This is a genomic window from Secundilactobacillus malefermentans DSM 5705 = KCTC 3548, from assembly GCF_001436395.1.
Lineage (GTDB): Bacteria > Bacillota > Bacilli > Lactobacillales > Lactobacillaceae > Secundilactobacillus > Secundilactobacillus malefermentans.
On sequence record NZ_AZGJ01000053.1, the window covers coordinates 1 to 12,163 of the forward strand.

A 12,163-nucleotide genomic window follows, 5' to 3' on the forward strand; every position below is an offset into this window, starting at 1 on the left:
TTTGTTCAGTTTTCAAAGGTCTATTCTCGCCGCTCATAACAACTAAGCAGCTTAATAAGTATAAAATACTGTGTCTGGAAAGTCAAGCTCGAAATTGAATAAATATTCAATTTCATTTGCTGACTACTTGAAATCGACAACTATTAAATCTTATCAAATGTTGCTCATCATTGTCAAGCGTTTTTGAAGTTGGATTTAGAAAATTTTTCATTTCGTAAATCGACATCAATTGCCGTTCCCAATGAATCACAACAGGTAATATCTTATCAACAATTGTCACTCTGGTCAAGAGCATATTTTGATTTTAATGAAATTAAATAAAAAGAAGACAATCAGTTTTGATTGTCTTCCATGTAAATTCATTCATTTAAGTTCAGGGGCATCAGTCTTGTACTCAGCTGTTACTTTCTCCTTGTTCTTAGCTTGTGCACTTGTCGGCTCTTTTTTCTGTGCTTTCTTCAATTGATCTAAGCCGTTTTCCAACTTATAGTTATACTTTTTCTTATTAGTCTTTTCAAAGCCATCTGGTTCATAGAACCTGAGCAGATCTCCATAGATTACACGATCCGACAGCGATAGCTCAGTTGTCACATGGTTTTGTAAGGCAGAGACTTCAGTCTTTTGCTGCTTTGTAAGCTTTAATTCGTCTCCTGTCTTCGTATCATAAACCGTTGTCCCAACTTTCGTATACTTCGGACTGACAAAATTACCATTTCTAAATGCAACGAGTTGTTTCCGATTTTTAGAGAGTAAGTCATTTCCGAATTGAACAGTAGTGGTATTTTTTATGCCTAATAAGTCTAACAACGTCGGTAGAACATCAATTTCACCACCGTACGTATGATTGATGCCGCCCTTCAGTCCATCTGCGTGAATCATAAATGGTACTTTCTGGAACTGAGCTAAATCATAGCTAGTAATCTTACTTTTTCCGAGTAATTTTGCAATTGCTGGACGGTGATTGTTTGAAATACCGTAATGGTCACCNATATAAAACGAACATACTGTTCTTATATAAGCCCGCCTTTTTAAGGTAGCTAATTAACTCACCAAACGATTGATCCAAATAGTGGGCAGTCTGTGCATATGAGTCAACAGTCTTGTCGCCCGTCTTAGTTTCTGGAAAATCTGTATCCTCTTTCCCAATTTCATATGGGTAATGATTAGTAAGCGTGATTAATTTAGCATAGAAAGGCTGTGGTAATTGCTGCAGGTATTTTGCAGACTGGTCAAAGAATATCTTATCCTTCATTCCATAGCCTACATTATATTCTGCCTTTTGCTTATAGTAGCTAGAACTGAAAAAGTAGTCATATCCCCATGATTTATAAGTGTTATCCCTATTCCAAAAACTAGGGACATCGCCGTGAAACGCCGCCGTCGTATATCCATGTTGATCTAAAATTGACGGTGCGGCCTGGAATGTATTCTGAGTTCCATAGGTGGTCATTGCTGACCCCTGAGATAAACCAAATAAAGAGTTCTCAAGCATCATTTCGGCATCGGAAGTTTTCCCTTGGCCCACTTGATTGTAGAAGTTGTCAAAACTCAACGTATTCTTGTTATGGAAAAACTTGTTTAAATTAGGCGTAACTGTCTTACCATCCACCTTATAATCAATTAAAAACTGCTGAAAGCTTTCCAAATGAATAACAAACACGTTTTTGCCCTTCTCCGTACCATAATATTCGGTATTTGCAGAAGCGCGGTTCTTTTTTAAGAATTTCAAGACACTACGCATATCGCTTGAACTTGCATTAGCTCTTGTAGAACTCTCTTTTTGCGATTGATAGGCACTAAACGCAGCAAACTCATTTAAACCAAGGTACTTAACAATGTAATTATTATCAAATGTCCGAGTCAATAAACCAGATCGATCAGCATTAGCCATCCCAAACTCGGCACCTATTAAACCTAACGACACCACAGTCATTGTGAAGGCATATCTGCGTTTCAATGGTCGCTTATCAATCTTGATCACCTTAAAAACTAACAACAAGATTAAGAGAATGACGTCTAAATAGACTGCAAAGTCACTCGGATGAATGATTTCACTAAGACTCTTACTCAAATTATTCGATACATCCCCAGATCCTTTTATAATACCGACAGAAAGAAAATCCGAGAATTCTCGATAGTAAACGATATTTGCAAAAATCCAGGTTGACTCCAAAAAGCTGATAATCATCATCAGCCAATAGGCCAAGCGTCCACGGAAGTATAAAGCAATTCCAAATATCAGTAAGCCTGCAGGAATTGGATTTATGAGTAACAAAAACTCTTGAACACTTCCTTTAGCGCCCAACGTAAATTCAGTTTGATAAACAATATAGGTTTTAATCCAAAATAGAACAATAGTTAGAAAGAAAAATCCCCATATGGAGTTCCTTTTTCCTAATACCTTTTTAAAAAAGTTCGACATATTCGAGCCTCCGCATAATATTAACAAGCTAAATTATATCTGAAATTCAGAAATTATCAATTTCTAACAGAATTCTTCAGCAAAACTTCAAACTATCCTGAAGTAAGGCCTGCTTTCCACAGTTCACATTCGATCATTTGTCCGAGTTATTTTCCTGAACCTTATTTGGCTTAATCCACATGGCAACTAATCCAGATATCATTCCAAAATAATAAGTCAGCAGCCGCCATAGTATCATAGCCAAAACTAATTTGCTATGACTAGGTATGAAACTCGCAAATAGCGCCTCAAAGCTGAATTCTGCTCCCCCTGCACCACCAGGAATCGGAAACAACGATATGACCATCACGATGAGCACGTGCAAACTTGTTACCATTAAGATATTTACCTGCGAGTAACCTAACGCAAGCATAATGAAGTATGGAATTAAATAGTAGAAGAACAGTTGGAGAAAAGTGAGCCCAATTACCTTTAAAAGCAACGGCCAACGGTGGGCAATTCTCACACTTTCTAGATAAAAGGTATCAATTTTACTATCAAATTTTTTCTGTTGTTCCTGATATTTGTCATCCTTTGAAAACCATTTAACCGGAACAAGGAGAATTCGGATTAACCTTTTTGTAAACGATGGCCAATACATAATTAATAGTAGTCCAATTATGACTGCCAAGTGAATTAAGAATCCCAAAATAACAAATAGCGACAAGTAGCTCAGCTTTGATGCTAAGTAATGGAACCCAATAATCAAGCTAATTAAAAAATTAATAACAATTAGGCCTTGGAAAACAACAAACTTCATCAATAAAACAGAACTAGCACGACCGCCATCCACACCAGTTTGGAGCATCGCAAATAATTGAGCAGGTTGTCCACCCGATGAGAAAGGAGTAATGCCATTAAATAGCTGTTCTATCATCGGAATTCGTAAAGCGTCTTTAAAGGTAAACCCTTCTAATCGGTCGTCCATAAACACCTTTACAATATAACCTTCAATTCCAATGTATAGACAAATACAGATTACTGCAACGAACATCCAGTATGGGCTAATGTTGACTAAATCATGCATCAGCGTTTTAAAGTCGACATCTCTTAGCGATAGCCCAATGACCAAAAGACCAAACAAAAACATAATGGCTACAACGATTTTATTTCTTCTAGTCACTTATTTACCCTCTTTGGCTTGTTCCCAGTAGAAATCTTCCCATATTTTTACAAGTCGATCTTCCGAATAATAGGCAGCAGCACTTCTTGCAACTTCCTGAAAATGAGTAATCATTTCTGGTGAGCTCTCTAACTCAACCAACTTATCAAACATTTCGTTAACATCTTTTGCTGGAACGTAGTCGTCTTCAATTATCGCTGGATACAGATCTAAATCTCGTAATAGAACTGGGGTTCCGGTGCTAAATGATTCCAAAATGGACATTGGAAATAGCTCACTATAGGATGGTAAAAGAAAAACATCGCTTAAATTATAGTAATCAACTAACTTGTTTCGATCTACAATTCCAGGGAAACTAAGATTTTCCGGTGGATTATCGACAACTTTTTTTAGTTCAGAATACCCATCCGTGATGCGACCAAATGAGAATCCCCCCGCCCAAATAAATTGTATGTTAGGTAGTCGCTTGGCTAATTCAATAAAGTCGAAAAGACCCTTTCGCTCCTGTATTTGACCAACACCCAAAACAATAAATTTCTTTGTATATCCATACTTCAAGCGTAACTTCTTTTTTTCTTCAGCGCTGGATTCATAAAATTCTGTACGACTAACAAAATTGGGAATGTAGGTTATATCCTCTTTTTTGATTCCATACGCCTCTAATTTTGGAATAAAAGTAGGATTTACAACCACTAAGTGATCCATCCGCTTATAAAACGCAATGACGTAGTGATAAAAGATTGATCGAAACGGCTGCGGTATTTTCAGACTTCCTTCAAGCGTTTCCGGTAAAAAATGCACATATCCTATTTTTCTTCCTAAAAACGAAAAAAAAGTAGACAGAAAAAAAGGAAAGTTGATTGTATGGTAATGACTAATATCAGCTTTACGATATTTATTTATTTCAACAGATAACTTATTTTTTGCACGGTTAGAAAGTAACTTGACTAGTTCAAGATAAGCACTTCCAACCCCCTGTCCCTTAACCTTATCAGCTGTTGAAAACATATTAATTTTTAGCATTTCCAGAGTCTCCCCATCTACTATTAATCACTAATTCCTTCTGAGCTTTCATGTACATCTTCGTATGACAATCTTGCATCTTGATAGAATTCAATGATGTTTTGACCAAAAGTATCCGATGATATCTCTGAAAGCCGCTTATCCAAAATTTCCTGATTTTCATATTTTTTATCATTTATTAAATAGTCTGTGACTAACGACACCATTTCTTCAGGCTTATCAAAATTAGCCCCTAAGGCTCGATCAGTTAGCAACTCTTCTGTGTAAGGGCTTCTTTTAACGACCGTTTTCAATCCAGCCGCTAACGCTTCAATGTACGTTAATCCCTGTGACTCAGAATCTGAGGCAGACAGAAAAACATTGGCCATATGGTAATAGTGGAACACCTTGTTATTATCAATTTCTCCAGTAAATTTTACATTCTCCTGAAGGTTTAGCTGTTTAACCTGATCCTCCAACGCCTCTTTTGCGGGGCCATCCCCAACAATCAATAGTTGTGCATTAGGAACAGTGCTCAGGATTTCTGGCATGCCATCAATAACCGCTGCAATATTTTTTTCAAATGCAAGCCGGCTTAACGATAAAATAACTGGTGTCTCTGGCTGGTACCCCAATTGTTTCCTCAAGTTTTCAGAATCTGGTTGCTCAAATTTATGTAAGTCAACCCCTGTCGGTATAATTCGAATGGGTGTTTTTACGCCATAAGACGTCAATGTATCAAGTACTCGTTCACTTGGCGCAACAATCCCCGTCATATGATAGCAAAACGCTAATGTCATTTGTTTAACATGAACGGGTTTCAGTAGTTTCCCCTTCGCAACGTAATGCAAATAATCCTCATACATCGTGTGGTAGGTATGAATACATGGTATCTCTAAATTTCTTGCGACAAATTTTCCAATCCAGCCCATCGAGAACTCAGTTTGAGTATGAATAATATCTAAATTTAGTTCTTTCGCAATTTCGTATGCATGAAACAGTCCCCGAACTGCTATTCTGCGATCTGTAAATGAAACAAATGGGATACTCGGAAATCGAAATATGTTCCGCTCGTACGTATCCTTATCGACGTGTGGATCCGTTGTGGTAAATATATATACTTGGTTGCCTTGCTTTTCCAATTCATCTCTCAAAGTCTTAATTGAAGTAGCAACGCCACTCACTTGAGGAAAGTAAGTATCCGTAAATAACCCTATGTTCACGTTGATTTCCTCCTAAGTCTTGCTGCTTACTTGATTAGTTAATATCTCGATTCAATTCAATTGCTTTAATTATATTGGTTTGCCTTTTTCATTGCAAACATGTTTCAACGTTTACGAGACATTCATCCAAATCTTAATTATCAAACCGTGTCTACTTGGGATTGCTAGTAATTATAAAGATTCAATAAAAAAGAGCCAAGACAAAATAGTCTCGACTCTCCTAAATACGATTTATTTATTAAAAATCATTTTAAACTATCCATGGCTTCTTCTACCATGTTTTTAACTTCATCATTTGTTTGAGCTTGTAATGCTTTCTCAACTAATTTTGCAGCCTTCTTTGAATCAAGTTCCTTGAACAGCAAACGTGTTTTCAAAATTGAAGTTGCACTCATTGAGAATTCATCCAATCCCATTCCAAGTAATAATGGAACTGCAATTTGATCTCCAGCCATTTCACCACACATTGCAGCAACCTTACCCTCTTTGTGGGCAGAGTCAACAACGTGCTTAATTAGCCGAAGAATAGCAGGGTTATAAGGTTGGTACAAATAAGAGACTCGTTCATTCGTACGATCCGCAGCCATAGAGTAACCAATCAAATCGTTCGTTCCGATACTCATGAAGTCCACTTCTTTAGCAAACTGATCTGCAAGAACAGCTGCTGCAGGGATTTCAATCATGATTCCCAACTTAATGTCGCCAACTTTTTGACCTGCATCAATCAGCTTTTGACGTTCTTCGTTATAGATAGCCTTAGCTGCACGGAATTCATCCAGCGTTGCAATCATAGGGAACATAATCCATAAGTTTCCAAAATTAGAAGCTCGCAACAATGCGCGCAACTGCGTTCTGAAAATATCATCGCGATCCAAACTAATTCTGATTGCTCGATAGCCCATAAATGGGTTCATTTCAGCAGGAAGTGGTAAATATGGAAGCTTCTTGTCGCCACCAACATCCATTGTTCGAACAACAACTGGTTTATTATCTAGCTTTGAAACAGCAGATTTATATGCCTCAAATTGTTCATCTTCAGTTGGCAGTTCCGCAGAATTCATATAGAGGAACTCACTTCGGAATAAGCCAATCCCTTCGGCTCCATTATCAAGAACAGCCTGAATATCTTGAGGTGTTCCAATATTTGCAGCAATGGTGTGATGCACACCATCCTTTGAAAGCGTCTCAGCAGTCTTAAGCTTCTCCCACTCGTCTTTTTGCTTTAAGTAATCTTGTTCCTTCTTTTCATACTTAGCAATTTCTTCATCAGTAGGATCCACCAAAGCTTCGCCGTCCAAACCATTAACGATGACAACATCGTCTTCATTGATGGTCTTGGTTGCATCTCCTGACCCAACAACGGCTGGTATTTCTAGTGTGCGAGACATAATGGCTGAATGTGATGTCCGGCCCCCGATATCCGTAATAAAGCCCTTAACGTATTTTCGATCTAATTGTGCTGTATCACTTGGTGTTAAATCATGTGAGACAACAATAACTGGTCGGTTAATTAAAGCTGGATTTGGAAGTTCGACACCAAGCAAATGAGATAGCACACGTTTACGAACATCGCGGACATCCCCGGCTCGTTCTTGCATGTAGGCATTATCAGTCATTGCTTCAAACATTGAAATATACTGGTCAGTTACATCAGTTAATGCTTGTTCTCCATTAACCTTTTGATCACTAATTTCTTTGTTAATTGCACCAATCATTTCTGGATCAGAAAGAATTGTAATATGTGCTTCAAAAACTTCAGCTTCTTCTTCGCCTAAAGTTTCTTTAGCTTTGCTCTTAATGATTTCAAGCTCAGCCTTTGAAGCATCCATTGCGTCTTGCATCTTCTGCACTTCACCATCAACATCAGTGATCGTTTGCTTACTAAATGATAGATCAGGATCTACCAATCGATAAGCTTTCGCAATTGCAATACCATCACTGGCAGCAATTCCTTTTAGTACCTTTTTCATTATTCAGATAAGCCTTCTTTTTTCATGGTTTCTGAAATAGCTTCGATGGCATCTTTCTCGTCGTCACCTTCAGCTGAAATAGTAATGTCGGTATTTTGACCAACACCTAATGACATAACACCCATAATAGACTTCAAATTAACTGATTTGTCGCCATATTGTAAGGTAACTTCTGAATTGAACTTACTTGCTGATTGAACCAAAAGTGTTGCTGGACGTGCGTGGATACCTGTTTCTGCAGTTACGTGAAAATCGCGTTTTTCCATAATTAATCGATCTCCTTAAATTTTATCTGATTTATTTAGACACCTATTTCAAGCCTAGCCACAATTGTGAAAACGCTAAGAAACCCTTGAATTTCCGTGCCTTTAACTTTAAGAATAGCAATTCTTGCCTAAAAATACAAGCATTTCATTAAACGCTTTCATTATGGCTAGTTCTACTTTTCTTCTCTATCGTAAATATATTGAACTTTACCGCCTAATTGAGCCTTGCCAACAATTTTTTTACGATCATCTGCCGCAAGATAGGCATCATGAAACGCCATAAATTCATCCGGCTCTACCTCAAAATCTTCAATCTGACCATTTCTAAGCTGTTCTAGCAGTGCAACATAATCCCTCGCCATCTTATCACCTCTCTTCCTCCTATTTTACCCTATTTATAGTAGAAAACTCATCTGAAGATTAAATAGTTGCATTATGGGACAGATTGAAGTAAAACTAAACGTAATTAGCAGTGCTTGTGTTTGACTGCTAGTTCCAAAAAGTTCCGATTAACGGGCTAACTTATTGAGTTCTAAAAGTTGCACTCTAACTCGAAACGGGTATAATAAAAATAAAGGTCAAAGAAGGTCAAACTTTTTCAAGACCTTCAATCCTACTTTTGGTGTGAACCAGAAAGGAGCTTAAAAATGCTCTGTCAGAACTGTCACGAACGTGAAGCAACCATTCATCTATTTGTTAATGTGAATGGTCAAAGGCAACAGGTCGATTTATGTCAGAACTGTTATCAGCTTCTTAAAAACCAACAAGGAAATATTGAAAATGGAGGTAGTCAAATGGCACAAGATCCATTTGGATTCGGTAACTTAGACGATATCTTCCGCGCAATGCAAGGCGGATCTCAACCAAATTCCAACCAATCTAATTTTCAGCAACAGGTTCCGCCTACCCAAGCCAGTCGAGGAAACGGCGGTCAAAACGGTGGTACCCTACTTGGTCAATTTGGAACGAATTTAACTGAAATGGCTAAAAATGGAAAAATTGATCCTGTCATTGGTCGAGATAAGGAAATTAGTCGGGTCATTGAAATTTTAAATCGTAGAACCAAAAACAATCCCGTTCTCATCGGTGAAGCCGGTGTTGGTAAAACAGCGGTTGTTGAAGGCCTCGCGGAAAAAATCGTTGAAGGCGCCGTTCCACAAAAACTAATTAACAAACAAATTATTCGCTTAGATGTTGTTTCGCTTGTTCAAGGAACCGGAATTCGAGGTCAGTTTGAGCAGCGAATGCAACAGTTAATGAAGGAAGTCCAAGAAAATTCTGACGTCATTCTCTTCATTGATGAAATTCACGAAATTGTCGGAGCTGGAAATGCTGAGGGCGGCATGGATGCAGGTAACGTTTTGAAACCCGCCCTTGCCCGCGGCGAATTCCAACTAGTTGGTGCAACAACTTTAAATGAATACAGAGATATTGAAAAAGATCAAGCACTTGCTAGACGGCTGCAGCCAGTTACAGTTGATGAACCTTCCCCCGAAGAAGCTATCAAAATTTTAAAGGGTATTCAAAAGAAGTATGAAGATTATCACCATGTTCATTACACTGATGAATCAATTGAAGCAGCAGTCAAACTTTCCGACCGCTATATTCAAGATCGATTCTTACCTGATAAGGCAATTGACCTACTTGACGAGTCCGGTTCAAAAAAGAACCTAACGATTAATGTGGTTGATCCCAAGGATATTGAGCAAAAGGTTAAGGATGCCGAAGCTCAAAAGCAAAACGCCTTAAAGCAGGAAGATTATGAAAAAGCAGCTTATTATCGTGATCAAGTCACGAAACTTGAAAAAGCGAAGGATAGTCAATCAACTGAGTCTGCTGGTGGCGTTCCTAAGGTTACTGAAGAAGATATGCAGAAGATTGTTGAAGAGAAAACGGATATTCCAGTTGGCGAATTGCAATCTAAAGAACAACAACAGTTGAAAGATCTCAGCTCTGATTTGGAATCTCACGTCATTGGTCAAAATGAAGCGGTAGATAAAGTTGCTCGGGCCATTCGTAGAAACCGAATTGGGCTAAACGGGACTGGCCGTCCAATTGGTTCATTCCTGTTTGTCGGTCCTACCGGTGTTGGAAAAACCGAGCTTGCTAAACAGTTAGCAAATGAATTGTTTGGCTCGGAAGATTCAATGATTCGTTTTGACATGTCTGAATACATGGAACCCCATTCAATTTCTAAATTAATCGGGTCCCCACCTGGCTATGTTGGATACGAAGAAGCTGGTCAATTAACGGAACAGGTTCGGCGTCATCCTTATAGTTTGGTACTTCTTGACGAAGTTGAAAAGGCTCATCCAGACGTTATGCACATGTTCCTACAAATTCTGGATGATGGTCGATTGACTGATTCACAAGGTCGTACCGTTTCCTTCAAGGATACGATAATCATCATGACGTCAAATGCCGGATCTGGTGACGCTGAAGCTAACGTTGGTTTTGGTGCTGCATCAACCGGAAAAACTCATTCTGTTTTGAATCAACTAACCAACTACTTTAAGCCTGAATTTTTAAACCGGTTTGACGATATTATTGAATTTAACTCTCTCAGCAAAGAAAACTTGATGAAGATTGTTGATTTGATGATTAATAACGTGAACGGAATGCTTGCACAACAAGATATCCACGTTCATGTAACCACCCCAGTGGAGGAAAAATTAGTTGAATTAGGCTATGATCCTTCTATGGGTGCCCGTCCACTCCGACGTGTCATTCAGGAACAGATTGAAGATCGAATTGCAGATTACTATCTTGATCATTCGGACACGAAGAACCTTACCGCCAAAATGAGTAATGGTGACATTATCATCGAGACGGCAACAACTACTGAAGAATAAGACAAAACCCCAAGTCAAATTGACTTGGGGTTTTTGTTATCTTCACGAACCCCCCGTAAATGCGGTATACTGTGACTATTACAAAAGATAGAACGGAGGTGAGCTTGTTGCCATTATGGAACTGGATTAAGAGTATCCTGACACCTAATCAAAATAAATCACACAGCTATCAATCCAAACATAGACCGAAACATCATCCAATTATCAAGAACAGAGTGAGCTCACCTGCTCCAACGACCACTTCCAAAATAAATCGACCGAAAAATTCAGATAATTCTACAGAAGAATCGGTAAATTCAGTTCTAGAAACCCATGAAAGACCAGATTCATTGCTCGTCATTCTGTATCTTGATGAACGTCATAAAATGCTTCTTCAGCCCCAAGTTATTGGCGGTCAGATTGGTAATCCAATTAACTTTCAAGTCCAACAGATCGACAACTATTCAATGACCGGAATTGACGGCTATACGGCCAATTTTCCATCCGAATATGCCATCATGACCCTACGGTTTAGCAAACAACATGGTAAGCCTGTCATTAGTTACGCAATAGACTATGACACGAATAATCTTTTGGCCCCTCCTGATTACCATGAAGGACTTCTAAATGAGCCATTCAGTATTGAACCAACAAAAATTAATCACTATAAACTAATTCGCGTTCAGGGACAAATGATTGGCGCCTTTAACCAACAAGTTCAAGCAGTATTCGCGTTTTATCGTCAGCAAGATTGGCAAACTGTTCAAGAAGTTGGTATTTATATCAAACTCAATAAACAAAAAACAATTTTTAATGAACCTGATGGAGACCAACAAACCTACACTTTCCCGAAAAATTCAATTTGGCGAGTCTTTCGAGAAATTGTCAAAGTTGATGGCACTACTTGGTATAACCTTGGTGGTCCGCAATGGCTAACAAGTAATTGGACAATTATCAGGACCCAACCAATGCAACCTGCATTAGATACGAAGCTTCACTCATTTCATGCTGTTGCGACTCAACTTGATGCCTCAATAGATTTTGTGCAAAATGAATCCGTTAATTACTATGATCAACCATACGGCCAAATTATCGGCAAACTAGCACATGGAACCAAGGTAAAGATCATTGAGCAACTCCGTGATGAGCAGAAACTGCTTTGGTATCGACTAGACAATAATGGCATTATTTCAGAAAAGTACATCAAACTCACAAAATAAGGACCGTGGCGAGTAATCGCCGCGATCCTTATTTTTTAATCTTCCCTCAATTGTCAAATCAAGTGCA

General features: G+C 38.4%; 8 protein-coding genes and 2 pseudogenes. 2 read left to right on the top strand and 8 right to left on the bottom strand.

The genetic code is table 11. The features are described 5' to 3' along the window. Positions 1 to 363: 363 nt before the first annotated feature. From FD44_RS10755 to FD44_RS08590, 8 genes and pseudogenes are all read right to left on the bottom strand, one after another. Positions 364 to 987 (bottom strand): annotated as a pseudogene (locus FD44_RS10755) (glycerol phosphate lipoteichoic acid synthase); the annotation flags it as partial. A 1-nt stretch (position 988) separates the two neighbouring features. Then, positions 989 to 2,422 (bottom strand): annotated as a pseudogene (locus tag FD44_RS08560) (LTA synthase family protein); the annotation flags it as partial. A gap of 133 nt (positions 2,423 to 2,555) precedes the next feature. Beyond that, positions 2,556 to 3,584, bottom strand: a complete 1,029-nt coding sequence (locus FD44_RS08565; RefSeq protein ID WP_010619690.1) for a lysylphosphatidylglycerol synthase transmembrane domain-containing protein — start codon at positions 3,582 to 3,584, stop codon at positions 2,556 to 2,558. After that, positions 3,585 to 4,607 carry a glycosyltransferase family 4 protein gene (locus FD44_RS08570; protein WP_010619689.1) on the bottom strand — a complete coding sequence of 341 codons (1,023 nt, stop codon included), beginning with the start codon at positions 4,605 to 4,607 and terminating at the stop codon, positions 3,585 to 3,587. Positions 4,608 to 4,630: 23 nt separating this feature from the next. Next, the gene (locus FD44_RS08575) at positions 4,631 to 5,809 is read right to left on the bottom strand and encodes a glycosyltransferase family 4 protein (RefSeq protein WP_010619688.1); all 1,179 of its coding nucleotides are present in this window, start codon (positions 5,807 to 5,809) and stop codon (positions 4,631 to 4,633) included. Positions 5,810 to 6,054: 245 nt separating this feature from the next. Continuing rightward, entirely contained in the window at positions 6,055 to 7,779 is a 1,725-nt protein-coding gene (gene ptsP, locus FD44_RS08580; RefSeq protein ID WP_010619687.1) for a phosphoenolpyruvate--protein phosphotransferase, read from the bottom strand. Next, positions 7,779 to 8,045, bottom strand: coding sequence for a phosphocarrier protein HPr (locus FD44_RS08585; protein ID WP_010619686.1), 267 nt, complete (start codon positions 8,043 to 8,045; stop codon positions 7,779 to 7,781). Before FD44_RS08585 ends, ptsP begins: the two co-directional genes overlap by 1 nt. A gap of 173 nt (positions 8,046 to 8,218) precedes the next feature. Next, on the bottom strand, positions 8,219 to 8,407 hold the full coding sequence (locus FD44_RS08590) for a hypothetical protein (RefSeq protein WP_010619685.1): 189 nt from the start codon (positions 8,405 to 8,407) through the stop codon (positions 8,219 to 8,221). 285 nt (positions 8,408 to 8,692) lie between these two features. Here FD44_RS08590 and FD44_RS08595 point away from each other — a divergent pair, with 285 nt between their 5' ends. Then, a complete protein-coding gene (locus FD44_RS08595) occupies positions 8,693 to 10,897 on the top strand; it encodes an ATP-dependent Clp protease ATP-binding subunit (protein ID WP_010619684.1) in 2,205 nt (734 codons plus the stop codon). A gap of 107 nt (positions 10,898 to 11,004) precedes the next feature. Continuing rightward, positions 11,005 to 12,096 carry a MucBP domain-containing protein gene (locus FD44_RS08600; RefSeq protein WP_010619683.1) on the top strand — a complete coding sequence of 364 codons (1,092 nt, stop codon included), beginning with the start codon at positions 11,005 to 11,007 and terminating at the stop codon, positions 12,094 to 12,096. The last annotated feature ends 67 nt before the right edge of the window (positions 12,097 to 12,163 follow it).

Coding starts and splice junctions, on each gene's coding strand:
- FD44_RS08570 (WP_010619689.1), bottom strand. CDS start 4,607: ATGCTAAAAATTAATATGTTTTCAACAGCTGATAAGGTTAAGGGACAG.
- ptsP (WP_010619687.1), bottom strand. CDS start 7,779: ATGAAAAAGGTACTAAAAGGAATTGCTGCCAGTGATGGTATTGCAATT.
- FD44_RS08585 (WP_010619686.1), bottom strand. CDS start 8,045: ATGGAAAAACGCGATTTTCACGTAACTGCAGAAACAGGTATCCACGCA.
- FD44_RS08590 (WP_010619685.1), bottom strand. CDS start 8,407: ATGGCGAGGGATTATGTTGCACTGCTAGAACAGCTTAGAAATGGTCAG.
- FD44_RS08595 (WP_010619684.1), top strand. CDS start 8,693: ATGCTCTGTCAGAACTGTCACGAACGTGAAGCAACCATTCATCTATTT.